Origin of the sequence: Gillisia marina, assembly GCF_000258765.1 — a bacterium.
Lineage (GTDB): Bacteria > Bacteroidota > Bacteroidia > Flavobacteriales > Flavobacteriaceae > Gillisia > Gillisia marina.
Genome location: NZ_AJLT01000025.1, coordinates 1 through 25,739 on the forward strand (window position 1 = coordinate 1; position 25,739 = coordinate 25,739).

Annotated in this window: 20 protein-coding genes and 6 pseudogenes; 12 read left to right on the top strand and 14 right to left on the bottom strand. The window is 35.0% G+C overall.

Translation table 11 applies throughout. The features are described from left to right. Positions 1-274: 274 nt before the first annotated feature. The 6 genes and pseudogenes from ON07_RS08045 to ON07_RS08070 form a co-directional block, all read right to left on the bottom strand. Positions 275-1,996: a DUF885 domain-containing protein gene (locus ON07_RS08045; protein ID WP_010229872.1), complete on the bottom strand. Its 1,722-nt coding sequence runs from the start codon at positions 1,994-1,996 to the stop codon at positions 275-277. A gap of 251 nt (positions 1,997-2,247) precedes the next feature. Next, the gene (locus tag ON07_RS08050) at positions 2,248-3,249 is read right to left on the bottom strand and encodes a metal-dependent hydrolase (protein ID WP_010229873.1); all 1,002 of its coding nucleotides are present in this window, start codon (positions 3,247-3,249) and stop codon (positions 2,248-2,250) included. Positions 3,250-3,256: 7 nt separating this feature from the next. Continuing rightward, positions 3,257-4,730 (bottom strand): annotated as a pseudogene (locus tag ON07_RS14920) (cellulose synthase family protein). Next, complete coding sequence (locus ON07_RS08060; protein ID WP_010229874.1) at positions 4,730-5,422, bottom strand: glycosyltransferase family 2 protein; 693 nt, start codon at positions 5,420-5,422, stop codon at positions 4,730-4,732. Before ON07_RS08060 ends, ON07_RS14920 begins: the two are co-directional and overlap by 1 nt. Positions 5,423-5,498: 76 nt before the next feature. Next, positions 5,499-7,066, bottom strand: a pseudogene (locus tag ON07_RS14925) (4Fe-4S binding protein). Positions 7,067-7,099: 33 nt separating this feature from the next. After that, the gene (locus ON07_RS08070; RefSeq protein WP_010229875.1) at positions 7,100-8,392 is read right to left on the bottom strand and encodes an NAD(P)/FAD-dependent oxidoreductase; all 1,293 of its coding nucleotides are present in this window, start codon (positions 8,390-8,392) and stop codon (positions 7,100-7,102) included. 117 nt (positions 8,393-8,509) lie between these two features. On the opposite strand from ON07_RS08070, the gene ON07_RS08075 reads away from it, so the two are divergent. Together ON07_RS08075 and ON07_RS08080 are read left to right on the top strand one after the other, a co-directional pair. Further along, complete coding sequence (locus ON07_RS08075) at positions 8,510-9,217, top strand: DUF547 domain-containing protein (RefSeq protein ID WP_010229876.1); 708 nt, start codon at positions 8,510-8,512, stop codon at positions 9,215-9,217. 201 nt (positions 9,218-9,418) lie between these two features. Then, positions 9,419-10,438 carry a glycoside hydrolase family 113 gene (locus ON07_RS08080; RefSeq protein ID WP_010229877.1) on the top strand — a complete coding sequence of 340 codons (1,020 nt, stop codon included), beginning with the start codon at positions 9,419-9,421 and terminating at the stop codon, positions 10,436-10,438. Here the strand turns inward: ON07_RS08080 and ON07_RS08085 are convergent. From ON07_RS08085 to ON07_RS08115, 8 genes and pseudogenes are all read right to left on the bottom strand, one after another. After that, a complete protein-coding gene (locus ON07_RS08085; protein ID WP_010229878.1) occupies positions 10,428-11,114 on the bottom strand; it encodes a TIGR04283 family arsenosugar biosynthesis glycosyltransferase in 687 nt (228 codons plus the stop codon). The two genes, ON07_RS08080 and ON07_RS08085, sit on opposite strands and share 11 nt — an antisense overlap. A gap of 1 nt (position 11,115) precedes the next feature. Then, entirely contained in the window at positions 11,116-11,913 is a 798-nt protein-coding gene (locus ON07_RS08090; protein ID WP_010229880.1) for a DUF547 domain-containing protein, read from the bottom strand. 375 nt (positions 11,914-12,288) lie between these two features. Further along, positions 12,289-13,258, bottom strand: a pseudogene (gene arsM / locus ON07_RS14930) (arsenosugar biosynthesis arsenite methyltransferase ArsM). A 65-nt stretch (positions 13,259-13,323) separates the two neighbouring features. After that, positions 13,324-14,136, bottom strand: coding sequence for a purine-nucleoside phosphorylase (locus ON07_RS16755; RefSeq protein WP_010229882.1), 813 nt, complete (start codon positions 14,134-14,136; stop codon positions 13,324-13,326). Between the two features lie 54 nt (positions 14,137-14,190). Continuing rightward, a pseudogene (locus tag ON07_RS16760) lies at positions 14,191-14,748 on the bottom strand (TIGR04282 family arsenosugar biosynthesis glycosyltransferase); the annotation flags it as partial. A 21-nt stretch (positions 14,749-14,769) separates the two neighbouring features. After that, complete coding sequence (locus ON07_RS08105; RefSeq protein ID WP_010229884.1) at positions 14,770-15,279, bottom strand: rhodanese-like domain-containing protein; 510 nt, start codon at positions 15,277-15,279, stop codon at positions 14,770-14,772. A gap of 12 nt (positions 15,280-15,291) precedes the next feature. Further along, positions 15,292-16,349: pseudogene (arsS, locus tag ON07_RS14935) on the bottom strand (arsenosugar biosynthesis radical SAM (seleno)protein ArsS). Positions 16,350-16,504: 155 nt separating this feature from the next. After that, positions 16,505-16,840: an arsenosugar biosynthesis-associated peroxidase-like protein gene (locus ON07_RS08115; RefSeq protein WP_010229886.1), complete on the bottom strand. Its 336-nt coding sequence runs from the start codon at positions 16,838-16,840 to the stop codon at positions 16,505-16,507. 739 nt (positions 16,841-17,579) lie between these two features. Between ON07_RS08115 and ON07_RS08120 the strand changes: the two genes are divergently transcribed. The 10 genes and pseudogenes from ON07_RS08120 (at position 17,580) to ON07_RS08160 (ending at position 25,563) form a co-directional block, all read left to right on the top strand. Beyond that, positions 17,580-18,599, top strand: a complete 1,020-nt coding sequence (locus ON07_RS08120) for a helix-turn-helix domain-containing protein (protein WP_010229888.1) — start codon at positions 17,580-17,582, stop codon at positions 18,597-18,599. 97 nt (positions 18,600-18,696) lie between these two features. After that, positions 18,697-21,051, top strand: a complete 2,355-nt coding sequence (locus tag ON07_RS08125; protein WP_010229889.1) for a PAS domain S-box protein — start codon at positions 18,697-18,699, stop codon at positions 21,049-21,051. Beyond that, complete coding sequence (locus tag ON07_RS08130) at positions 21,048-21,434, top strand: response regulator (protein WP_010229890.1); 387 nt, start codon at positions 21,048-21,050, stop codon at positions 21,432-21,434. Before ON07_RS08125 ends, ON07_RS08130 begins: the two co-directional genes overlap by 4 nt. A 315-nt stretch (positions 21,435-21,749) precedes the next feature. After that, positions 21,750-22,797 (top strand): annotated as a pseudogene (gene rfbB, locus ON07_RS14940) (dTDP-glucose 4,6-dehydratase). Positions 22,798-22,802: 5 nt separating this feature from the next. Beyond that, positions 22,803-23,681, top strand: a complete 879-nt coding sequence (gene rfbA, locus ON07_RS08140; RefSeq protein WP_010229895.1) for a glucose-1-phosphate thymidylyltransferase RfbA — start codon at positions 22,803-22,805, stop codon at positions 23,679-23,681. 168 nt (positions 23,682-23,849) lie between these two features. After that, positions 23,850-24,071, top strand: coding sequence for a response regulator (locus tag ON07_RS08145; RefSeq protein ID WP_262486218.1), 222 nt, complete (start codon positions 23,850-23,852; stop codon positions 24,069-24,071). Positions 24,072-24,255: 184 nt separating this feature from the next. Next, the gene (locus ON07_RS16475; RefSeq protein ID WP_010229898.1) at positions 24,256-24,477 is read left to right on the top strand and encodes a hypothetical protein; all 222 of its coding nucleotides are present in this window, start codon (positions 24,256-24,258) and stop codon (positions 24,475-24,477) included. Beyond that, positions 24,450-24,950 carry an autotransporter domain-containing protein gene (locus ON07_RS08150; protein WP_155807189.1) on the top strand — a complete coding sequence of 167 codons (501 nt, stop codon included), beginning with the start codon at positions 24,450-24,452 and terminating at the stop codon, positions 24,948-24,950. Before ON07_RS16475 ends, ON07_RS08150 begins: the two co-directional genes overlap by 28 nt. A gap of 10 nt (positions 24,951-24,960) precedes the next feature. Continuing rightward, the gene (locus ON07_RS08155) at positions 24,961-25,194 is read left to right on the top strand and encodes a hypothetical protein (protein ID WP_010229903.1); all 234 of its coding nucleotides are present in this window, start codon (positions 24,961-24,963) and stop codon (positions 25,192-25,194) included. A gap of 51 nt (positions 25,195-25,245) precedes the next feature. After that, a complete protein-coding gene (locus ON07_RS08160) occupies positions 25,246-25,563 on the top strand; it encodes a hypothetical protein (RefSeq protein WP_155807191.1) in 318 nt (105 codons plus the stop codon). The last annotated feature ends 176 nt before the right edge of the window (positions 25,564-25,739 follow it).

Genomic DNA, 25,739 nt, shown 5'->3' on the forward strand with positions numbered 1-25,739 from the left:
TCGCTGGGTCGCTGACAGGGTTCAATAATATAGCTCTTACTTTAAAAATAATAATTCAAACCTAAGGTAGCTATCGGGATGTCGAAATGAATTTTTTTGAGATTGTCATCTCGACCCTCGGGAGAGATCTCAAAGGAACCTAATGTCTCAATCAATAGTGAGATTTCTCGGTCTCTCAAATGAGCTCTTTCGAAATGAATATTTTAGAAAAAGAATCGTTGACTTATTTTATTTGAAATAGCCAAGAGGTTCTTTTAATTAAGAACCTCTTTCATTATTGATCAGCTTTTCTGTTTTCGATATAATTACTTACCAATTTTTCCATGATGGCCAAAGTCAATGTGCCTTGAGAAAGAATTACCTCATGAAAATCGCGGATATCGAAATCTGCTCCTAATTCTTTTTCGGCTTTTTTGCGAAGTTCTCTAATTTTAAGCTCTCCAATTTTATAAGAAACCGCTTGTCCGGGCCATGAAATATAGCGGTCCACTTCCGTATTTATCTCGTGAAAAGAAAGCGCGGTATTCGATCTCAAAAAATTCACTGCTTCATCCTTCGTCCAGCCCAAAGCATGAATTCCGGTATCTACTACCAATCTACAGGCTCGCCATTGCTCATAGGTGAGTTTTCCAAACATTTCGTATGGCGTGGTGTAAATTCCCATCTCTTCAGCTAAAAACTCTGAATATAACCCCCAGCCTTCCCCGTAAGCCGAAAGATAAAAGCTCTTCCTAAACTTTGGAATACTATCGCCTAATTCAGAATTTAGTGAAATTTGTAAATGATGCCCAGGCACCGCCTCATGCGCGGTAAGCGACGGAAGTACATATAATGGCCTACTGGGTAGATCGTAGGTATTTACCCAATAATATCCGGGTTGAGTATCTTCTTGTGGGGAAATATACCTTCCTGTGGTGTATTTTGGTGCGATGGCATCGGGTACCGGAGTAACTCCGTAAGGTTTTCTTGGTAACTTTTTAAAAAATCTAGGCAATTGTGCATCTATCTTTTTAGAAATATTTCGGGCTTCTTTTAATAGCTCTTCGGGAGTGGTTGCATAAAATTGCTCATCGGTTCGTAGGAATAGGATGAATTCTTCGAAAGTACCTTTAAAACCCACTTTTTCGATAATTTGTTTCATTTCAGAATTAATCCGAGACACTTCATCTAAACCAATTTGATGAATTTCTTCCGCAGTTAAATCCAGAGTGGTATAATAATTCAACCTATTTTGATAAAAGGCTCGCCCGTTGGGAATTTCTGAAACTCCTAAGTTTGTTCGTGTTTTAGGTAAATATTCTTTGTCGAAGAATCTTTTGATCTTCTTAAATTCTGGTAATACAGATTTTTTAATTGCTTTTTCTGCAACATCTAGCACCGAATCTTTCTGAGCTTCAGATAAAGAATTAGGCAAATCTTTAAAAGGAGAATAATAATAACTGTCCTTGTAATTTTTCACTAATTGATCGTTATAAGTGCTTTCATAACCTTCAAAGATCACCCGAGGTTGGGTGATTCCTGATTTTAAACCTTCACGTAATAAAAGTAAATGCTGATTTACATATTCCGGGATCGCATTTAGTTTGTTTAGGTAAGTCTTTACCTGAGAATAATCTGCTAATTGTGTAACATTATAGGGCAGACTTAGGTGAAATCCGGCATCTGACAGGAGCGGATTGAGATATAATTTATATTCAAACCTATCAATTGTTTCCTGAAGCTTGTATTTTAAAAGCTCCAAAGAAATCATGTCGGTTTGAGACATTTCCGAAGCATTTAATAAATTCAACTTTTTTAACTGTTGACCGGCAAAGAGAGATTCTCTACGGTAATAATCTTCTGTATAGAGTCCTAAAGGATATTCTTTGACCTCATAACTTTTATGATCTTGAACAATTTCAATGATTTTATCAAGTTCTTCCGATCGCTGCTGAGCAAAGCTTATTTTACAGGTTGTAATAATGAGTAATAAAAGTAGAATTCGGGAGGAATACATATGGAAAATTAATTTTTTGAATCTTAAAGATAAGCTAACCAAACAAATGAAGAAAATTTGATTTTTAAAAAGGATTAAAATAAACTGGGTAACTATTTTTTGTTCCAGTGAGTAATTTTCAACTAATTAACACTAGACATTTTCCGTCATGCTGAACTTGTTTCAGCATCTCATTTATGAGAGAGACCCTGAAACAAGTTCAGGGTGACACTACCATTTTTAAGAGGATAGACTCAAAAAGATATGCAATACTAATTTCCCAGTATCCTCTTTCCTAAATTCTTTAAAAGAGCCTTCGCTTCTTCGGGGTCTCTTGGCACTTCTTCGATTGTTAAATCCCCATTTTCTTTCTTCAAAAGATAACTAAATACAAATTTTGAGTTATCCGAAGTAGGATCTAAAGAGCCAAAACGCAGGTCATTAAAATAAAGATTTTTACCTCTTTTAGAAATTGTATACCAACCTTGAGAGATTGCAACAATCCTTTTAAAATTATTTTCATTCTTTAAAGAGTCGACTAAAAAGTGATTTTTAGGAATGCTTTTAAATTTTATTGGCTTAGCATCAAAAAGGGAATAATCCCCAATTAAATAAGCATCTTCCAATTCCACATTTGCAGACCACATAATCGTATTAAAAGGGCTGGGTCTGGTTTGTAATTGTAGGTAGGAAATATTCTGTTCTTCTAAAGCATTCTTAAATTTATAATACGCGATGCCTTTTAAACCGATCGTACACACCAAATAAGCACTACTAGCAATGAGCCCCAGATTATTATACTTCTTCCTTTTTGCAGATCCTCGTTTGGATCTCATTGCCAAGATTACAAAGATGAGAAAGGGAAGCGTGTAAAGTGGATCTATTACAAAGATGTTTTTGTAAGCTAGTCGAAGATCCAGCGGCCAGAAAAGTTGAGTGCCCCAAGTAGTATGAGCGTCCAATAACGGATGAGTTAGAAATCCCCAAAACATAAGCCAAGACCAATCTTTCCAGTTAACTCTGGATTTTCTTTCAATTTTCGAGATGAGCCAGCCAAAGATGGGTGCAAATAATATTGAAAAAACGATGGAATGTGTGAATCCTCGGTGAATCTCAATGGAAGTAAGTGTGTCTGTGAATAATGGAGCAAACGAATCCAGATCTGGAATAGTACCGGCAATCGCACCATAGAGCATGGCCTTATTTCCAACTTTTCTACCTAATACAGCTTCTCCAACGGCTGCTCCTAGAACTATTTGAGTAAGAGAATCCATTTAGGAATTAAACTTTTGAGAGTAGAGATTTGAAAACAACATATCCAAACCCCGCAAAAAGCATCAGATGAAATATAATAAGTCCGAAGTCTTCCAGTACAAACGCACTATAAATGGCAAATCCAAAATACAGCCAAAGTAAGCCTTCAACCATAGTACTCAGGGACAGATTTCGGGATAAATACTTATTGCCTTTCCAGGAATCTTTAAGATTATTAATATTGAATTTTGGAGTACGAATGAAGTCGCTTTTCTTTCCGAAGTGGCCTTCCAGAACTGCAAGCGAGTTATGAACAGAAAATCCCATGGCGATCGAGAAAAAAGTTAGAAACATTCCAATAAATTTAAAAAAGCTACCGACACCTTTTCCGTGGATCTTGGAATACGTAACCCAATAACAGATAAAAAAGATAAGCGTACTAATCGCAAAAAAAAGCGATCACATTAAAATAGCTGCTGAATTCCGGATTGGTATTTTTTATATATAGCACGGGAACACTTAAAACGGCTAAAAGCAATATTAATAAGAACATACTGGAATTTAGCAAATGGAAAAATCCGTGGAATTTCGTTCCTGCGGTTAGGGTTTTATCAAAAAGCAGTTTGGAGTAGTTCTTCTGAAAATTTTCGGCCGCGCCCTTATTCCATCTAAATTGCTGAGATCTCGCAGCACTTATTACCACGGGTAATTCCGCAGGAGTTTCAACATGTTCCAAGTATTTAAATTTCCATTTCTTCATTTGCGCGCGGTAACTTAGATCGAGATCTTCCGTTAGGGTATCTCCACTCCAGTTGCCTGCATCCATAATGCACTCTTTTCGCCATACCCCTGCAGTCCCATTAAAATTGATGAAATGCTTTCCAAAATTCCGACCAACTTGTTCTAAAATGAAATGAAAATCGAGTGCGAATGCTTGAATTTTTGTGAGTAGAGAATAATTTCTGTTAATATGTCCCCATCTGGTTTGAACTACACCAATCTCAGCATCCTTAAAATAGGGCAGTGTTTGAAGAAGCCAATCCGACTTCGGCATAAAATCGGAATCAAAAATGGCTATGAATTCTCCTTTCGCAACATTTAATCCTTCCTTTAAGGCTCCTGCTTTAAAACCAGTTCTGTCTATTCTGGTAATATGTTTTATGTCTAAACCGTTTTTTTGAAGCTCAAGAATCTGTTTAGCAGTAGAGGTTACCGTTTCATCCGTAGAATCATCTAAAACCTGAATTTCCAATTTATCTTTAGGATAATCGAGCTTCGAGATATTTTCTAGCAACCTTTCTACCACATACATTTCATTATAAAGTGGTAATTGAATAGTAACTATGGGAATTTCCGAAGGATTGGAAAAGTTATATTTTACGCTGGATTCGTTCCTTTTTTTGGATCTAAGATAATTTATGAGCAAGCTTAGCTGAGAAATGCTGTATAACAAAATGAGCAAAAGTGCGAGCGTGTAAATTATTATAATCGCAAAATCCATTATTTAAAACTGTATTTAAAAATCCAAGTCAATATTTTAACGCCTGCAAAGATAGCCCCTTTAATGGTTCCTGAAACTTTTGAGACACCAATCCTATTTTTATAATGCACCGGCACTTCTATATAAGAGAAATTCTGCTTTATGGCTTTCAATTGCATTTCTACCGTCCAGCCATAGGTTTTATCCTGCATATTTAGTTGAAGTAATTTGCCGTATTTAATAGCCCTAAAAGGTCCAAGATCTGTAAAATTAGCGTTGAAGAATAATTTCATTAAGGAAGTCGCTAACCAATTTCCAAACCGCTGCGGAAAAGTCATCGAGCCTTTTTCTCGCCATTTCTTAACCCGAGCTCCAATTACCATATCCAGATCGTCTGAAAGTATCGGCTCTACAATTTGAGTGAGTTCTGCAGGATAATCGCTGTAATCTCCATCTAAAAATACAATGATGCTGGGTTTTTCCTCTTTTTCAGAAATATAATCCATGCCTTTTAAACAAGCATAACCATAACCTTTGTTTGCTTCAAACAACACAGTTGCGCCGGCATTTTTAGCAACTTTCGCAGTGTTATCCGTAGAATTATTGCTAACCACAATGATCTCTGAAACAATTTCCGGGATCTCCTGAATTACCTTGCCAATGGAAGCTTCTTCATTAAAAGCTGGGATAATAACTATAATTTTTTCAGACATTCAGTGGGATCTTCTCATGTAGCTTAGTACTAGAACAGGGATAGGTTCGATTTTAAAGGTAGTTACTTACAAAATATTATTTCTGATTCAGTAGATCTATTAAATCCACATCGTTTCCTAAAAGGATCTCATTGGCATTAATTCTCCCATTCATAGAATCGTTTTCCAATTTAAGCACTCCTCTCGGACAAACCGCAGAGCAAATTCCGCAGCCTACACAACTGGAACGCACAATATTTTCTCCTTTTTGAGCATAAGCTCTAACATCTATCCCCATCTCGCAATACGTAGAACAATTTCCGCAAGAGATGCACTGCCTCCATTGGTTGTAATTCTAAATCTTGAAAATAATCGTTGCTGAAATCCTAGTATTGCCGCCATTGGACATCCAAATCTACACCATACTCGATTTCCAAAAACCGGATAAAAGCCGGTACCAATCACCCCACTAAAAATGGCTCCAATTAAAACACCATAGGTAGATCTTAAGGCTTCGGCTTCAAACAGGAAAACTTTCCCCTCTCCACTTAAAAAATGAAAGCCAATAAGGGATAAAATAATTGCTAAATACCCAATTGCGCCAAATTTTGCATCTTTCTGAAATTCATTTCTTTTAAAGATCATTACCAATGCGAAAACACTTGTTAGCAGCACTGCAACTCCAATGAGAAAAGAAGTTCTATTCAACCAATATTTTCCATCTTCACCCAAATACGAATAGATTACTGCAGTTGTCATTAGTACCACAAAAACCACAACGCTATGTACCACCCAACGCTCGATTTTCCAGGCCGATTGGGATTTATCACTCAATTGTCTAAAAGGGTCTCCGGCAGTTTCAGCTAAGCCTCCGCAGCCACAAACCCAAGAGCAATACCAGCGTTTCCCATACTTATAGGTAAGAATTGGGGTGATTATAAATATGGAAGCAATTCCGAAGAGCAGCATGGCTATTCCAATATCTCCGGCATTAATCATAGAATCTACCCGGTATTGTTCGAAATTATAATAGTTTAAAGGCCAGATATTCTTAAGATCATAATATGGTAATGAGAAATTATCGCTATTTAAACGTTGCATAAATTCAGGAATCAAAAAAGCAAAGCTTAACTGAAAGAACATGACCGAAAAAGTTCGTAAACGCTCATATTTATTATGACGGTATTTCCAGATAAATTTTATTCCGAAGGAAAGAATCGCAATTGTATAAAGAGTTCCATATACAAACCATTGGCTAGCAGGATTGCCACTTAACAGTTTACTTAAGGGATCGAAAAATGCAATAATTCCGGTGTTCTCTCCTTCCGCATTCAAGCCAAGATATTCAGGATAGAAATAGAGCACTATATAAAATCCGGTTAAAACTAGGCCCGCTATCCAACCGAGCACTCCTCCATTCGTAATAGATTTAAACCAAATATGGTCATTTTTTATTCCTTCGGTTTTATTAGCATACGTTGCCTGAGCAAACCAAATAACCCCAATTCCAATTGCTGCAAGAGTTGTGTATAACCAGAGGGTTCTATTAGGGAAATTGATATTAAAACTAGCTAAAGTCAGAATAAATAATCCGGCCATTCCTAAGAAGACAGCCAGTTTTTGTGAGATACTTAAGGAAGTTGAAACATCACCGGTCAAGGACATATTATTTTCCATACTACGTGTAATTTTTAGGGTTTATTGAGCTACTGGTTGATGTTTATTAAAACTTTGCTGAATTTCGGCTTCGTAGGTGTCATAAAATTCGGGATCAAAATTGGCCTGTTTTAGATTCTCTATCACATAATCTACAGACCTTTCCTCAGTTAACCATGTATCGAATGTTTCATGGCGCATTCTAATTCCGAAGGTATTAATCCCTACAAATTTTCTGCTTTCTTCTTGATAATTTATGGTGATACATTTTTGGCCATCTTCATGCTGCCAGTGAAAATGTGCTTCTCCGTCTCGAGGTTCCGGAAAAACCCAGCCATAAGTTTGATATTCTATATCGAAAAATTTCGCGCTGTTAAACCAATGCCCCGGATTGTATTTCATTGGGTTTCCACAAATTGTTTGCGCCACAACTTCCCCCATCATTCTACCCGTATACCAAACCGCTTCTACAGATTTTCTATCGCCTATTCCTTCATGTTGTTCGGCACAGTCGCCAATAGCATAAATGTTCTCATAATTTGTTTGAAGCGACCTGTTAACTTTAACTCCTTTGTCTAATTCTATTCCCGAATCTTTCAGAAAACTAATATTTGGAGATACTCCGGCAGTAAGTCCTACAAGATCACAGGCTATTTCTTCCCCCGTTTCTTCTACAATCACTCCTTTAACGCGACCATTTTCATCGGAAAGAATCTCCTTAAGATTGGAACTCAATCTAAGATCTATATGATGTTCCCGAATATGATTATTAATAATTTCTGATTCCCCGGGAGGAAGCACCCCATTCCAAAAACTTGTTTCTCGAACTAAAAATGTGACAGGAATTTTTCTTGTGCTTAGCATTTCTGCAAGTTCAGAGCCTATAAGTCCTCCACCCACAATCACAGCTCTTCTGCAATTTTTGGTGTTTTCTTCTAATAACTCCAAATCTTGTTTGGTCACCATGCCTTGAACACCATCAAGATCCTGACCTTTCCAACCAAATTTATTGTAACTGGAGCCTGTAGCGATAATCAGCTTATCGTAAAGCATAATTTCTCCGGAAGAAAAGGTGAGCTGATTGATCTCTGGTTGAACTTGAGATACGTAAGCGTTTTTCAGTTGAATTCTGTTCTTCTCCCAAAACCAATCTTCGTAAGGTTTTAAATGATCCCACTTCATATGGCCCATATATACGTACATAAGAGCAGTACGAGAAAAGAAATGATCGCTTTCTGAAGAAATTACTGTGATCCTTCTGTCAGACTGTTTTCTAATGTGTCTGGCGGCTGTAATTCCAGAAATTCCATTGCCTATTATGACAATATGCTCCATATAATTCCTTATTTTTAGAGGATTGGTGACAATCGGGTTAGTAATATTTTTAAAATTCGACTTAATTCTAATATGTTTGGTCGCAGAATTGCCATAAACCTTTTTTAATTCAACTAAATGAAATATTTATTTTCTTTAATAATTTTAATTTCAAGCTTTTCTTTTGCTCAGGAACCTTCAAAATTCTTTGATGCCTCCGATGCTTTTTTAAAGCAATATGTTAGTAATGGTAGGGTAAAGTACGCAGAAATAAAGCAGAATCCCAATCATTTATATGAATTGTTAAGTCAGGCAAAACGTGTAAAAGTTTCTACGGAAGATCCGGATACCTATAAGGCATTTTGGATAAATGCTTACAATATTGCCGTGATAAATGGAATTGTGAAGCAGTTTCCTGTAAAATCTCCGATGGATATAGAAGGCTTTTTCAGTACTAAAACTCATAGTTTAGGGCAACAGTCCGTGACTCTGGACGATATCGAGAAAAAGTTATTGTTCGGGAAATATCCAGAAGAAGCCAGGTTTCATTTTGTATTGGTATGTGCCGCAAAAGGATGTCCTCCAATAATTGATGAAGCGTATAGGCCGGAAACTTTGGAAAAACAATTGCAACAACAAACTGTAAAGGCAATCAATTCTTCGGATTTTATAAAAGTTCAGAAGGATAAAGTCTTGCTTTCAGAATTGATGAAATGGTATGAGCAAGATTTTACTAAAGAGGGAGGAACTTTGATAGATTATATAAATAAATACAGGAAAGCTCCAATTCCCGTTAGCTTAAAGGTCGAATTTTATAATTATAACTGGGAATTGAATTCATTTTAAATAACTTTTTGCTCATACCTAAAGCATTATAAAAACATAAATAATTTCAATCAGTTCCGGTAGCTTTCAGAATTGTTTCAGAATCTCACAGCACTAAAAATTAATTTAGACTGAGACCCTGAAATGATCCCGAAAGCTTTCGGGACAGGGTGAAGAAATTATATAGAATAAAAATAAAAAATCAATAATTTTTCAAGATCTATGCGAATAAATTTCCTTTATTTAATTCTATTATTGTTCATTATAACTTCTTGCCAAGGGCAGAAGACCAAAGACAAATTCAACGGAATAAGTTTAGTTGCTTCTAGAGAGCCGGTTTCTGCGTCCCATATCACTCCAATTAAAGATGTGAATGCCAATGCGGTGGCGGTAATGCCATATGCTTTTATGCAAAGTATCTCAAGTCCGGATCTTAGGTTTAACGTGGAGCGCCAATGGCAAGGAGAGCGATTAGATGGAATAAGAGAAACCACAAAATTATTACATTCTCAAGGCTTAAAAGTGATGGTTAAACCACATATCTGGATCGGGAATGGAGCATTTACGGGGAATATTATGATGTATTCAGAAGAAGATTGGAAGAAGTTTGAGGCAAATTACGAGAAATATATAATGCTATACGCCCAGATGGCTGCTGATGAAAATGCGAAATTATTGTGTATAGGCACTGAGCTATATGAATTCGCAAATGAACGCACTGAATTCTGGGAACAACTAATCGTAAAAGTCAGAAAGATTTATAAAGGGAAGCTTACCTATGCTGAAAACTGGGATAAGGTTGAAAAAGTTAAGTTTTGGAGCCAATTAGATTTTATAGGAGTTGATGCTTATTTTCCTTTGAGTGAAGGAAAGTCTCCAAAGATTGAAGAGTTGAGGATTTCTTGGAAACCCCATAAAACGCAATTAAAAGAGCTTTCCAATAAATATGACAAGAAGATCTTATTTACAGAGTATGGTTACAGAAACACCGATTATGCAACCAAACAACCTTGGGATTCTTCTCGAATAGAAACCTCTTTAAATTATGATTTACAATCTGATGCTTTAATGGCGTTATATCAAGAATTCTGGAGGGAAGAGTGGTTTTCTGGCGGGTTTTTATGGAAATGGTTTCATAACCATGAGCAGGCCGGCGGAATGGAAAACAATCAATTTACCCCACAGAATAAGCCGGCTTTAAAAGTGGTTCAAGGCTTTTATGGAGAAATGCTCAGGGATTAATCCTGCGCTTGTAGTATTGATGTAATTCTTCAGGTGTTGCTCCCATCAATCTTTTCAAATAAATATTAGCAAAACAAAACTGCAATTTCCAAACACCTATTTCTTCGTATTTTCTTGCTGAGGTGGTTATAGATTCCGGGATTACTTCAAACTCCTTTTGTTTATATAATCTGCCAATAAACTCGTTGTCTTCGTAAACTACAAAGGTTTCATTATAACCATTCAGTTCCTTAAATAAACTTTTAGTGATAAATAAAGATTGGTCTCCACCTCTGCAGGCTTTATGGTTGAATTTAGTGAACCATCCCATTAAATTAAGCCACCAATGGTCCATATCGAATTTCATCTGAAAACAACCTGCGCTATTTCCTGCATTTATTTGCTTCAGAATTAATTGATCGAAATTGGGCGGTGGGAAACTATCTGCATGTAAAAAATACAGGATCTCAAATTTGGCATTTTTCGCCCCGGTATTCATTTGCTTAGCCCTTCCTTTTTCAGAAGCTAAAAAAACAACTCCGGAGTACTTTTTTACAAGCTCCGGAGTTTGATCTGTGCTTCCTCCATCTACAATTAGAATCTCATTGTTAGCGAAAGAGGAATTATTTTTAAGATGATCGAGCAGCCTTACAATTCCGGTTTCTTCATTTAAAACAGGGATAATAATGCTAATCATATTATTTTTGCTCGTTTAAGTTCCAGTCGTAATCTTTATAATTAACTGCAGTTCCGGCATCGATCTTTACATTAGAATACTTATTTACGTAGTCTAATAATGTCATACCATTTTCAGTAAAATCTTTTTTATACCAATCGAAGATCGAAGACAATTTAGCAGAATTTTTCGAAATCTCATTCTTATCTGAATTTACGAACTCCTTAGTGGCTCTATCCAATTGCTCGTTGATTTTTGCTGCGGTGTAAGCTTCATTTAATAGTTTAGGACAAGAACTAGAAGCACAGTTGATTGCAAAATGAATTCTTGGTTCATTCATTTTTCTCAAAATACTATTTTCTACACCACCTAAAGAAATATCTACATCTCCAATAGGCACAATGTCTTTGGTCCAAGGCCCATCGATGTCTTTTATACTTTTTGTAGGATAATTATTTAAAATAAGATCTACCGTATATGCATTATAAATATTGATATAATACGCCAATTGCTCTTGTACAGACCAGTCTTTGGTGGGTTTCATTTCTGAAAGTTTAGACAGGTAGGCATTTAATTGCGCTCTATCTTTCATGAAACCTTTATAATCTACCAAACCTTCGTTGGAAACGTGCTTTTTAAGCAAGGTATTCCATTCGCTATGATCTACATTAACTTCTGAATTTGCAGTGGTAGAAGGTAATTCTTCCGGAGCTTCGTTGGTAGGCAAGCCTTTGCTGGAAAGCCCTGCCGAAGAAATTAAATTACAACTGCTTAAAAAAATGGCAGCTATAAATGCTATTATTAAAGGTGATTTTTTCATAGTATGTGTTTAAATTATAATTTTATTCGTCATGCTGAACTTGTTTCAGCATTTCAGTAAATGTGCTTGAGACCCTGAAACAAGTTCAGGGTGACGTATGTTAACATCATTAAACAATGAAACCCGATGTCAAACTATCCCGATACCTATCGGGCTGTTGAAACTGCTTTTGACCATACACTTCGACAAGTTCAGTGTGACATGATTTATAAAATGTCATTCCGACAAAGGAGGAATCTCTCAACAATCTAAAGATTCTTCACTTCATTTCATTACGTTCAGAATGACAAAATATATGGCAAGCTGTCTCAACACGTATTGGGATGTCGAAGTATCTTTTAAATATACACTTCGACAAGCTCAGTGTGACGTTAGTTAGCAACAACCTCCACCATCATAGTGGAAAGTAGATTCGCTAAAATAAATATCGTCTCTACCAATTTCTTTTAGAGCAGCGGCAGTTTTATCGCAAATAGCCAATGGCTGATTTTTTAATAAAATATGCCCTTTTTTGTCATCAAAAAATGGTTCATCTCCGTAATAAATTGCAGCTTTTCCTGTAAAGATACACGGTCCATCTTCCGGCATTGGATCTTTAATAGCAGCAACTTCAATAGATTCTATATAAATCAGTTCTTCTGTTGGATAATTTTTAGGATCTAAAATACGGTATGGTTTTCTAGCTCTAATTTCTATTGTTCCAAAACCGGCATCAGTCAATGCTTTAACATATTCGGCGATTGGTAAACTTCCACTTAAACATAAAGCTCTTAATCTATCATCGTTTCTTAACTCATCATTCATTGGCTGCTCACAAGTTGGATCACTCATTACCAATTTTCCGTGCGGCTTCAACACTCGGTACATTTCTTCAATAGCTTTTTTTAAGATCTTCAGCCTTAAATATATTGAACAAACAGTTTTGAGCTGCAACATCTACCGTATTATCTTCTACAGGTAAATTAAGTGCATCTCCTTTTTTAAGCGTTACAAAATCACTTTTAAACCATGGGTTTGTAGCTTCAGCTTCTACAAAGTTCTTACGAGAAGCCTCCAACATTTCGTCTACCATGTCTATTCCAATAACACCGCCTTTTTCACGATTGAAATAGGAGAACTGAAGCAATTCCATTCCGCCACCAACACCTACATAAAGCATTTTTGGATTGTTAGAAAGATCTCTGGCGTGCACAGTACTACCACAACCATAATTCATCTCCTGCATTATTTTAGGAATCTTAAGGCCTGGTAGTTCCCAAATAGGATTGGTTGTGCAACATAGTCCAACATCCGGGGTTAAAGCTGCGTCTTTATAAACATCATACGTAGTATCTAAATAACTCATTTTCTTTTTTTTATTAGGGTGACTCTATTTGCTAAGTGGAATTAAATGTAAAATAATTACAACACTTAAAGATTTTTAATTAATTCTTTAAATAATAAGATCATTGCTGGCTCTGCTTTCTCGGCCATGGCGATGATCTCACTTATATCTACGGGTTTTAAGTCGTCTGGGTTTCCTTCATCTGTGATTACAGAAATTGCCGACACTGGAATATTTAAATGATTGGCAACAATTACTTCGGGCACTGTGCTCATTCCAACAGCATCTGCGCCTATAATTTTTAAGTAACGGTATTCTGCTCTAGTCTCTAATTGCGGCCCAAGAACCGAAGCATACACACCTTTTTGTAATTTAATGGAATGTTTTTTTGCGATCTTTTCTAAATCTGAATTCATTGTAGCATCATAAGGCGCACTCATATCTACAAAACGCTCTCCTAATTTTTCAACCCCTTTAAAAGCTAGTGGAGAGCCTCCTTGAAGATTAATATGATCATCAATCAGCATTAATTCTCCCTTCTTGAAATCTAAATTTATTGATCCCGATGCATTAGAAACCAATAATTTTTGAATGCCCAGTCTCTTCATTACTCGCACAGGGAAAGTCACATCTTCTAAAGAATAGCCTTCATATAGATGAAATCTACCTTGCATTACAACTACTTTCTTACCTTTCAAAATTCCGTAGATCAATTTTCCTTTGTGAAATTCTACGGTGGCTGTTGGGAAATAAGGAATATGATTGTAGCTGACTTCAGCTAAAATCTCTATTTCATTTGGGAGTTTTCCTAAACCGGTTCCTAAAATCACTCCTATTTCTGGAGCATCAAAACCTTTATCCTTTAAATAATCTGTAGTCTCTTGTATTTGATTTGTCATATTTCTTATCGAAAAAAATTGCTGAAAAGCCTTATGTTCCTTGATATCACTATAATAATCTACATCATTTTTTAACTCTAAAAGAGCAAAATTTTCTTGATCTAGATCTTGTAACGTGTTTTTTAATACGGTAGAGGTTCCCCACTCCTTATTTACAAATATAGTTGGTTTCAACTTACGCATTCCTAATAAATAATAGCCACCATCTTCCGCGGGACCTACTACAAAATCTTTTGTTTCTAATTCTTTAAATGCCTGAATTAACTCTTCGGAAGTGATATCGTACATATCGCTTCCAATAATTATGATATTAGAATATCCATTTTTAAAACCTTCGGCGAACGCATGCTTCATTCTGTCTCCTAGATCTTCCCCAATTTGTTGCTTTTTGTTGAATATGGAAGCATCCCAAATATCATTCTCATGAATTTTTTCTGAATAATGAACTTCCTTGGTAATTTCCAGTGGTTCGGTAATTGAAACCGTATGGTCCAATAAGAACTTATAAATATCCAATGCAGTTTGATCTCCCAGATTTTTGGCTAGCCTGGTTTTTACTTTTCCTAATTCAGGATTTCGGGTAAATATGAGAAGTAAATTTTTTGGATTCAATTTTATTGAAATTTTCGAGAGTTATAATTTATAGATCTTTTCACCTTTATGCAGATATTTAGACCAATGCTTCGAAAAGGCGTGAATTTTTTGAGTCTCTTTATTTGCGGAATCATATACACTGTAACCTTTATTCTTCCATTCAAAAATCCCTCCGTAAAGATTTTTTATATTGGTATACCCGGCATTCTTCAGTTTTTCTGAAATAGTTTCTGAACGTATTCCTAAAGAACAGTATACAACAATTGGAGCATTCTTATTCTCGATTTTGGAAGCTACGCTAGCTACTGAAAAATCATTATAACCTACAAAAGTCGAATTTTTAAGATGACTCACTTCAAATTCCTCTAGTTCTCTGGAATCTAAAATAAAGACTTTTTCATTTTCAGTTTGCATTTTTAACTCTTCAACAGAAATATAAGGAACGCTGTGAGAGTTATATTTAGATAATAATTTATCTAAAGGCTCTTGGGCTATGAGTGTTCCAAGTTGAAAAAGAAAAAGTATTAAAAAGCAGTGTTTTAAATTCATGTAAGACTAAAATTATGCTACCGTTCCTTGGCAACTACTTCCTTGTCCAGCAGTACATCCATAACAATGTTGCGAAATAATGATATTTCGGTCATTTAGAAGGTCTTCATTATAATCGCTAATATGTTGAACTTTACTTGCCACTTTTAAATCCAACATCTGGTTGAAATCGCAGTCATATAACCAGCCATCCCAACTAATAGAAATGGTATTGGTACACATTACATTTTCTACAGCAGTAGGATTATAAGCCTCTACAAGAGCATACATATAGTCTTCGTAATTTTCGGAGGCTATAAGGTATTCTAAAAACCTACTTATTGGAAGATTGGTAATTGCAAATAAGCTATTAAAATCAATATTAAAATCTTCTTTTAAGGCCACTTTAAAATCCTGCTCTAAAGCTTGCTGATTGGTAGGAAGGAAAGCACCAGATGGATTGTAAACCAAGTCCAACTTTAGGCCGGTTCCTTCTTGTGCATAACCAACAGCATTAAGCATTTGCAATGCTTTAATAGATTTATCGAAAACACCATCGCCACGTTGCTTATCTGTTTTGTCTCTTTTATAAAACGGAAGAGAAGATGCCACATGAACACGATGTTTTTTAAAAAACTCGGGGAGGTCATGATATTTCTTGTTCGCTAAAATAATTGTAAGATTAGAGCGCACAATGAAATCTTTAATCCCTGCTTTAGAAGCTTCTTCCACAAACAACGAAAGTTTGGATTCATCTCTGGTGCTCCCCCGGTTAGATCTAAAGTATGTGCCCCAGTGTTTCTAATTACCTCAAGACATTGCTCCATGGTTTCTTTGGTCATGATCTCTTTACGATCTGGCCCGGCATCTACGTGGCAGTGAGAGCACACTTGATTACACATATACCCTAAATTCAACTGGAGAATCTCCAGTTTTTTAGGTTTTAGGGGGAAGTGATTTGTTTCGGCGATTTTATCCTTAAACGTAGGTAATTCTCCTTTTTTGAAGATTCCATTGCTCAAAAATTCCAATTGATTGGCGGGACTTGAAAGGTCATCTTTTCTAGCTGCCAAAGATTTTAATAAAGCCATATTTTTTTAATTCAGTATTATAAAAAAGTAAACCGGTAGTATTAATCCCTCAATGAGGGTCTAATTTGTAATGGCTATGCTTTAATTTTTAATATTATTTTTCTACAGATAACTATCAAAATTTTTCAAAGTTTTTGATTTCTACTTTCAGCAAATTACATGCTTAGTTTATCGTATTTATTCATCATTTGGACTCCGTGAACCAATGTGGCGCCACTTTTAATAGCAGCTCCAACGTGCACAGCTTCCATCATTTCTTCTTTGTCGATTCCTTTTTGCAGTCCGTCTTTGGTATAGGCATCTATACAATAAGGACATTGTACCACATGGGAAACGGCAAGTGCAATTAAAGATTTTTCTCTGGCGGAAAGAGCTCCTTCTTCAAAAACTTTTCCATAATAATCGAAAAATTTTGAGCCTAACTCTTCATTCCATTCAGTAATATTTCCAAATTTTCTTAAATCGGCTGGATCGTAATAGGTTTTAGACATAATAATCTTTTATAACATGTTTCTTTAATCGTAAACTCTACGATATACTTACGTGTTTAAAGCAATTTAGGTTTTTTGAAAGGGAAAAGATTTTTTAAGATCGCAGTAATCTTTATAATTAATCGAGGAATTACCAAAACGGTAATTTTTAAGGAAAATTAATTGATTTAGGGTCTTTGTATATCTAATCTTTAGTTCCATGTATCGCTTTAAAACTTGTGCAACAAGGTATTTAAAAAATTAGAGTATAAAAAAATAATGAAATAAGATTGGGAAGTAATTAGGAATAATGATGTGAATTGGATAATTCTTCGAAAGATCTAATTGTTCTTTCGAATAAAAAAGATGGTCACAAATACAATAAGTAAAACCTCCAATGCTAGTAAAATAAATAATGTGACCATATTAAAATATTTAGCCAATAGGATCAAAAATTTAAAAAGACCTTTTTGGAATGGTAAAGTTGTTCATTTTTTCATTGATGAATTACCGTTTTAAAACAAATTCTTAATGGTATTAATCAAAAAAATTAACTTTTTTTTAACATTTTAAGGTTTTGCATTAATAAAGTTACGAATAACGTTATACACATTAATCTTGCTGTTATTTACTATTTACATTGTAATATCTGAAAGCTTGACTTATTTTTGATTGCCATTTAGATGAATGGGTAGTAACGAATAAAAGTTAAAATTTATGTAAAATAAAATTTTAGCTTTGTATTTAGAAAATTGTTTTTATGAAAATTGCAGTTAAGACCTTACCGGTTAATGAAATAATTCAAGACATTTCAGAGTCTTTAAATGTCCCGTTGGATAATGATGGAGCGGAACAGATTTTGACCATACCCAAAGAATTGGGAGAAGGTACTGTACATGCTTCAAGTTTCGACTCGGGAATTGGAGTGATCTCCTACAATTGCAAATTTTATGAGGATGTAGAAATTCATTTTACACTAAATAGCATACACCCATTAAAATTTATTTTTTGCTCTGAAGGTTCTGTTTCACACTCTTTTCAGGATGGTGAAAAGATGCACGAAATCGATGCATATCAGAATATTGTAGTTTCCAGCAGTGGATATAATGGACACGTCTTATATTTTAAGGCGAACGTGCAAACCCATGTTTCTAGCTTAGAAATAATACGAGCTACTTTTTCTCATCGGTCAAATTATAATTTTCAAGATTTAGATGACACTTTAAAAAAGCTGTTTAAGGATGAGGTTTCAAAACATCAATTTTTCTACCAAGGAAATTATAGTATGAAAGCAGCCGATCTCATGGAAGAAATGAATGAGAAAGAACATTCAGGCTTTTTAAGGTCTCTTTTTCTCGAAGGAAAGTCTTTCGAGATGCTAGTAGTGCAGATCGCTCAATATCAAGATGATGAAGCTGAAGATAAACTGCCTAAAATTTTAAGGAAATCAGACATTCAAAAAGTGGATTATGTTGCCAAAAGAATTGCGGGGGATTTATCTAGTAATTTAACAGTAGAGAATTTGGCAAAGGAAGCTGGTACCAATGTAAATAAGCTTCAGGAAGGTTTTAAATATGTATACGATCTAACTGTAAATAAATACATTCAGAATGTGAAGCTGGAGGCAGCGAAGGATATGCTTATGAATTCTGAAAAGAACATATCTGAGATCGTTCTTGCCATTGGATTAAATAACAGAAGTTATTTTTCTAAGATCTTCAAAGAAAAATATGGGGTGAATCCAAAATACTTTTTAAAGTCTATGAAGACCGATTCGTAACGCTTTTTATTAAAAAAGCGAGTAATTGGTATCATAATATTTAATTTCTTTATATTTAGTAAAATTTTAAGAAACTTATTTTTACACCCTATCCTACATGAGCCCGAAAGAAGGTTCTCGTTTTTTTAAAAAACAAGTATTTTCCCGCCCAATTCTAGCGGGAATTTTAGCATTCTTTTTTCTTTTATTATTAGGGTTCTATTTATTGTTTCAGCGCTATCAAATTATTCGAGAGGCTGAAGAGCGGGGAATGATTAATGTAATGGGGCTTGTGGAGCAAAACTTAAATCATTTGCTCAAAGACAGCTATTCTGTTGCGCTGAGTATGGCTCTGCTAATTAATGATGAGGGAGAGATTAAAAATTTTGAGGAGAATGCACCTTTATTATTAAAACAATTTCCAATTGTAGACGATATCCAGTTGGTGCCATGTGGGGTTATTAAAAAGGTGTATCCATACGAAAGAAATAAGGCAGTAATAGGATATGATATTCTTAATGATCCTAACACCCGAAAAGAAGCTCTTAAGGCAATAGATGCGAAGAAAATGTATTTCGCAGGACCCATAAATTTAAAACAAGGAGGAACTGCCGTTGTTGGAAGATTACCTGTTTTTAAAAATAATGAATTTTGGGGTTTTTCAGCTGTAATAATTAAGCTAGAAAATCTCCTGGAATTGGCAGGGTTGAAAAAATTAACCGGAGAAAAATATCTGTTTCAATTTTCTAAAGTAGACACTGAAACTAAAAAGGAGCAATTTTTTCTTCCGAAGAAAATAAATTCCGAATATCAGGTTTCAGAAACTATTGTTTTGCCCGATGGAGATTGGAAGTTTTATATAGCACTTAAGAATCCTAAGGAATCGTTTTATGAACTAATTCCTTTAGCTTTTTTTATGCTTCTATTCGCATGCTGGTTAAGTTGGATGGTGATTCTCTTATTTAAACAACCCGATAGGCTTCAGAAATTGGTAAATGCACAAGCAGGAGAATTAGCAAATAGCGAATTAAAATTCCGAACAATTTTTAATCAAGCAGCAGTTGGGATGGTTCGAGTAGAAACTGCTACAGGAAGGTTTTTGGAGACCAACCAGAAATTTAGGGAGCTCTCCGGATACACCGATGCCGAGTTGAGAAATATGAATTTTAAGGATATTTCACATCCTTCAGAAATCGATAAAAATGTTTCTTTAATGAATCAGTTATCAACGGGAAGTATAAGGGAATATAGTTTAGAAAAAAGATTAATTCAGAAGGGCGGAAATATAGTTTGGATCAAACTTTCGGTGACCCCACTATGGAAAAAAGGCTCATCGGGCAATACACATATCTCAATTATAGAAGACATAACCGAAAGGGTTTTTGCGCAGGAAGAACTGGCTCAAAAAGAACAAAGATATCGTGCACTTGTAGAGAATGGTGCCGAGGTGGTAACAATTTTTTCTGAAGAAGGATGGACACTGTATTCTTCTCCTTCCGGAGAAAAGCTTTCTGGATACTCTGAGGCGGAAATTAAAGCCATTAACTTAGGATCGTTAGTCCATCCGAAAGATTTTAAATCTTTTCAAAAACAAATACAAACAGCAATTCAAAATCCTAAGCAACCATTTCTTGGAGATCCAATAAGATTGCTAAATAAAGCAGGGGAATGGCGTTGGGCAGAATCTACTATAACCAGCTTATTAGATGATCCTAATATTAATGGAATTGTAGGAAATTTTAGAGATGTTAGTGAAAAAAAAGAGGCTGAGATTAATTTAAATAGAAGCTATCAAACCGTTATGGAGCAAAATAGGAGATTATTAAATTTCTCTTATATAGTTTCCCACAATTTAAGGTCTCATTCCAGTAATATTCAGGCTATCTTGAGCCTTTATAATACAACATCGTTGGAGGAAGAGAAGCTTAATTATATAGATTTACTTTCTAAAGTAGGGAGTGCTTTAAACCATACTTTAGATGACCTTAATGAGGTGGTTTCCATTAATACAAATCTAGATCTTAATGTCGAGCCATTACAAATAAACACTTTTATAGATAAGACAATAGATCTTTTGCAAATGCAAATTACTAAGAAAGGAGCTGTAATTACTAGGGATGTGCCGGATGATATGATAGTTCCTTTTAATTCTGCCTATCTGGAAAGTGTTTTATTAAACTTTCTAACAAATGCGCTAAAATACCGGGAGCCAACAAGGAAATTAGAGATTTCGATTACTGGTTATAAAGAAAATGAAATTTGGGTATTAGAGATTGCAGATAATGGAGTCGGGATAGATCTGGAGCGGCATGGGGACAAGATTTTTGGGTTATATAAGACATTTACTCAAACTGCAAATTCTCGAGGAGTGGGATTATTTATTACCCGCAACCAAATAGAAGCTATGGGTGGTAGGGTAGCTGTAGAAAGTGAGGTTGGTGTAGGAACCGTATTTAAAATACATTTTAAATGAGAGAAAGCATTTGTATTATAGACGACGATCAAATTTATCAGCTTATTGTGAAAAAGGTTGTGGAACGTACGGGTCAATTTAACTCTATCTGTTTTTATAATGATGGAATAGAAGCTTTCGAAGATTTTAAATCTCCTGAATATGATCTTCCGAAATTAATACTATTGGATATCAATATGCCTCAAATGGATGGCTGGCAATTTTTAGACAGTTTAATTGCTCATAGACCAAATTTTCATCTGGAAACCATCATATATATAGTTACTTCCTCAATTGCACATTCAGATAGGGACAAAGCAAAGTCGTATAAAGAAGTCTCAGGCTTTTTAAGTAAGCCTCTAAGCGTAGAGAAACTTAAGGAGATTGCCGTTAGGCATCGATAGGTAAAGCTATTTCTTCACCAACGCTTTGTATTTTAATTATTTTTTTGAAATCTTGGTTTTGGGCCTACAATTACATGATTTTTCTCAATTTTATGACTAAAAAACTAAAGGAGACTTTTCCTTCTAGCAAGGTTTTATAAGTCTTTACAATTAAAATAAGTTAATATTTAGGATGCTCTTGAATGGCTCCCTTAAATATTTAAAATGTTAGGGTTTCCAATCTAAAGCAGTTTTATTAGTAGAGAACCCTATAAAAATTTAATTTTACGTCTGGAGTGAAGTGTGTTGTATTAATTTGATTGTATTAAATTGGTCATGAAAAAAATATTAATAACCGGAGGAGCAGGATTTATAGGTTCTCATGTAGTTAGAAGATTTGTTAACAAATATCCAGATTATCACATCTATAATTTAGACGCCTTGACTTATGCGGGAAACCTTGAAAATTTAAAAGATATTGAAGGTAAAGAAAATTATACTTTTCTTCATGGTGATATTACAGATGAGAATTATATTACCGCCCTTTTTAACACACACCAATTTGATGATGTGATTCATCTAGCTGCCGAATCTCATGTGGACAGGTCTATCACAGGTCCATTGGTTTTTGCAAAAACAAACATATTGGGAACCATGATTCTTTTGAATGCATTTAAAGAACTGTGGGCCAATAATTGGGCAGATAGACAATTCTATCATATTAGTACAGATGAGGTTTACGGAACTCTAGGAGAGACAGGTTTGTTTAAAGAAACCACTTCCTATGACCCTAATTCTCCTTATTCAGCTTCAAAAGCCAGTTCCGATCATTTTGTGCGGGCATATGGGGAAACTTATGGGCTTCCTTATGTAATTACCAATTGTTCCAATAACTATGGGCCAAACCAATTTCCGGAGAAACTTATTCCATTATTTATAAATAATATAGTTCAAAAAAAAGTCATTGCCAGTCTATGGAGATGGGAGATATACCCGAGATTGGTTGTATGTTATGGATCATGCCGTTGCGATTGATCTGGTATTTCATAAGGGCAATAAAAAAGCAACATACAATATTGGTGGTTTTAATGAATGGCAAAATTTAGATCTTGTAAAGTTGCTTTGCAAGATCATGGATAAGAAATTAAAGCGAGCAGAAGGATCTTCTGAAGAGTTGATCACATATATCAAGAACCGTCCTGGGCACGATAAGCGCTATGCGATAGATGCATCAAAAATTAATGAAGAATTAGGCTGGAAACCATCTGTTACTTTTGAAGAAGGTTTGGAGCTAACCATCGATTGGTATCTGCAAAATGAGGATTGGTTTAATGGGGTTACTTCGGGGAAATATCAGGATTATTATAAGAATCAATACAATTAATGAGTATGAAAGGAATTATTCTAGCCGGAGGCTCTGGGACACGCTTATATCCAATTACAAAAGGGGTTTCCAAGCAGTTGCTTAGCATTTATGATAAACCTATGATTTATTACCCGCTATCTGTATTGATGTTGGCAGGAATAAAAGAAGTACTCATTATATCTACTCCAGAGGATCTCCCAAATTTTGAGAAGCTGCTCAAAGATGGCTCTGATATTGGTATGCGATTCGAATATAAAATTCAGCCCAGCCCAGATGGATTAGCCCAGGCATTTATAATTGGGGAAGAATTTATTGGGAACGATGATGTATGCCTAGTGCTTGGGGATAACCTTTTCTACGGTCATGGTTTAAGCGGAATGCTGAAGCAATCTGTAGAAAATGTGGAGCAACATGGTAAAGCTACTGTTTTTGGCTATTATGTGAATAATCCAGAGCGCTATGGTGTTGCTGAATTTGATAATGATGGAAACGTGATTAGTATTGAAGAAAAACCAAAGCACCCAAAAAGTAATTATGCGGTCATTGGTCTTTATTTCTATCCAAACAACGTAGTGCAGATAGCAAAAAATGTAAGACCAAGTAGCCGGGGAGAACTGGAAATTACCAGTGTAAATGAAGCATACCTAAAAAACGAAAAACTTAAGGTGGAATTAATGGGAAGGGGATATGCCTGGTTAGATACCGGAACACACGAATCTATGCTGGATGCTTCAAATTTTATTCATACCATAGAAAAACGCCAAGGTTTAAAAGTAGCTTGTATAGAGGAAATCGCTTATGAAAAAGGGTATATCAATAAGGGGCAATTAATAAAATTGGCCGAACCTTTAAAGAAAAATGAATACGGACAGTACTTATTAAAACGTGCAGAGAAAAGATGATTTGATGTTCGTACTAAGAGAGTAAAAAGCGGTACAGGAAAAGTGAGATTTAAAAATTGCTGTAATGACCTAAAGGAGCCTTGGGCTCCTTTTTTATGGAAAAAAACACAGTAAAAAACGCGGTGAAATAAAAAAACTTCTGAATATTACCTGTCAAAATTAATACTACTGGATATCAATATGCCTCAAATGGATGGCTGGCAATTTTTGGACAGTTTAATTTTTCATAGACCAAATTTTCATCTGGAAACCATCATTTATATAGTTACTTCCTCTATTGCACATTCAGATAGGGACAAAGCAAAGTCGTATAAAGAAGTCTCAGGTTTTTTAAGTAAGCCTCTAAGCGTAGAAAAACTTAAGCAAGTTGCCGTTAGGCATCAAGAATAGACAAATTATAATCTTCAGAATTCTATCCTAAATAGAAAATTTAAGCACTGTTTTTACTTCAAAATAAAATAACGAAAAGAGCGATGAAATTTTTCATATAAAAATTTTTTGTATTGTTTTTTGATCTACATTTAATCCGCTAAAAACGAAAGTGTTATAATTTAAAAACAATCTATTTAATGAAATGAAAAAACTATCTTTTTTATTACTTCTGTTCGTCTTGCCAAGTATGGGGCAGGATTTAAACGATGCTGATTCTAAAATGCAAAAATTACGAATCGCAACACATGCAGGTTTTGGATATAGAACCGGAAAGGTTTCTAATGAAATTCCAGCAGTTTTAAGGGACTACACCAAAAACTTAAAATCTGGCTACAGTTGGGCTTGGATGCTTCCTATTTTGTAAACTACAACTGGGCACTAGGCCTTAAGTATAGTCGCTTTGCTTCTCAGGAATCTTTAAGAAACATGCAGGTAGATTTTAACGATGGAAGTAGCGTACAGGGAACTATTTCAGATGATATCTCCATAAATTTTATAGGCCCTTCTTTTATGTCTAAATATGCATTGAATAATTCTAAACATAGTTTTATTGGCTCCTTTAGTTTTGGATATATGTCCTATTTGGACGAATCTCTTTTAGTGAATAGAAATGTGAACATAAAGGGATCAACGTTGGGAGCAGCAATAGATTTAGGGTACGATTTTGCCCTGTCTAAATATCTTTCAATTGGAGCTCAGGCTTCATTAACTGGTGGAGGCTTGTCCAAATTAAAAGTAAATGATGGTTTTACTGAAAACACTATTAATTTGGAAGATGAAAATGTTGAGAGTCTTTCAAGATTCGATTTAGGAGCAGGAATAAGGTTTAAAATTTAATTCTTCTATTATGAAAAATATACTGATTAAATACGGTTTCCTTCTATTTTGTGGGTTATCCGCATCATTTGCGCAAAATGGAAATTCTTTACAGGGAAAATATCCTGAAGGAATCTATAAAACTTTTGAGGATTTTAAAAGCACTTCCCCTTCCGGCTCTAAAGCAGATTTTACTATAAAAACAGGAAATGATACCATTTCGCATCGTTTTTTTTCTGCAACTACGGAAAAAAGGATGAAATAGGAATTTGCATTCTCTGACGGGAAAGATATTTATATAAGTGTGGCTGATATAATGAAAAATTTACCAAAAAAAGATAAAGGACAAATGGTTGATGGTGGGAATTATCATTTAAAGGCTATTAACTCGGGGTCTCAATATTTATATTTTGAGGATTATTTTTCAAGTCAGAATGCTCAGCTTTTGGGAGGTAACATTGCGGCTGTTGCCAGTAGGCGTTTAAAAGGTTTGGTTTACAACAAACATGATAATAGTTTTAACCTTTTTAGAAATGCTGAAGATTTTGAAAAGTTTATTGAAAAAAATCATCCGGAGTTCGTTGCCAGAATAAAAGAAAAAGATAACATGGAAAAAAGAAAGAAAAAAAATTGAAGATATCAATCTAATACGTGAAATTATATCTGATATAAACAGATCTTAATCTAGATACAACTTAGTTAATTTAAAAGGGAGGAGCTATTTTTAAATAGCTCCTCCCTTTTAAATTAACACGTCCCAAGCAAATCCATCTGTGATGTTTTCGAAAGTTCAGTTTATTGAATTTAGAT

Bases quoted from the DNA above. Each gene is read 5' to 3' on its own strand.
- ON07_RS08085 (WP_010229878.1), bottom strand. From the start codon at position 11,114: ATGATTAGCATTATTATCCCTGTTTTAAATGAAGAAACCGGAATTGTA.
- ON07_RS08155 (WP_010229903.1), top strand. From the start codon at position 24,961: ATGAAAAATATACTGATTAAATACGGTTTCCTTCTATTTTGTGGGTTA.
- ON07_RS08130 (WP_010229890.1), top strand. From the start codon at position 21,048: ATGAGAGAAAGCATTTGTATTATAGACGACGATCAAATTTATCAGCTT.
- ON07_RS16755 (WP_010229882.1), bottom strand. From the start codon at position 14,136: ATGACAAATCAAATACAAGAGACTACAGATTATTTAAAGGATAAAGGT.
- ON07_RS08090 (WP_010229880.1), bottom strand. From the start codon at position 11,913: ATGAAAAAATCACCTTTAATAATAGCATTTATAGCTGCCATTTTTTTA.
- ON07_RS08115 (WP_010229886.1), bottom strand. From the start codon at position 16,840: ATGTCTAAAACCTATTACGATCCAGCCGATTTAAGAAAATTTGGAAAT.
- ON07_RS16475 (WP_010229898.1), top strand. From the start codon at position 24,256: ATGAAAAAACTATCTTTTTTATTACTTCTGTTCGTCTTGCCAAGTATG.
- ON07_RS08060 (WP_010229874.1), bottom strand. From the start codon at position 5,422: ATGTCTGAAAAAATTATAGTTATTATCCCAGCTTTTAATGAAGAAGCT.
- ON07_RS08080 (WP_010229877.1), top strand. From the start codon at position 9,419: ATGCGAATAAATTTCCTTTATTTAATTCTATTATTGTTCATTATAACT.
- rfbA (WP_010229895.1), top strand. From the start codon at position 22,803: ATGAAAGGAATTATTCTAGCCGGAGGCTCTGGGACACGCTTATATCCA.
- ON07_RS08105 (WP_010229884.1), bottom strand. From the start codon at position 15,279: ATGAATTTAAAACACTGCTTTTTAATACTTTTTCTTTTTCAACTTGGA.
- ON07_RS08075 (WP_010229876.1), top strand. From the start codon at position 8,510: ATGAAATATTTATTTTCTTTAATAATTTTAATTTCAAGCTTTTCTTTT.
- ON07_RS08045 (WP_010229872.1), bottom strand. From the start codon at position 1,996: ATGTATTCCTCCCGAATTCTACTTTTATTACTCATTATTACAACCTGT.
- ON07_RS08070 (WP_010229875.1), bottom strand. From the start codon at position 8,392: ATGGAGCATATTGTCATAATAGGCAATGGAATTTCTGGAATTACAGCC.
- ON07_RS08160 (WP_155807191.1), top strand. From the start codon at position 25,246: ATGAAAAATTTACCAAAAAAAGATAAAGGACAAATGGTTGATGGTGGG.
- ON07_RS08125 (WP_010229889.1), top strand. From the start codon at position 18,697: ATGAGCCCGAAAGAAGGTTCTCGTTTTTTTAAAAAACAAGTATTTTCC.
- ON07_RS08120 (WP_010229888.1), top strand. From the start codon at position 17,580: ATGAAAATTGCAGTTAAGACCTTACCGGTTAATGAAATAATTCAAGAC.
- ON07_RS08050 (WP_010229873.1), bottom strand. From the start codon at position 3,249: ATGGATTCTCTTACTCAAATAGTTCTAGGAGCAGCCGTTGGAGAAGCT.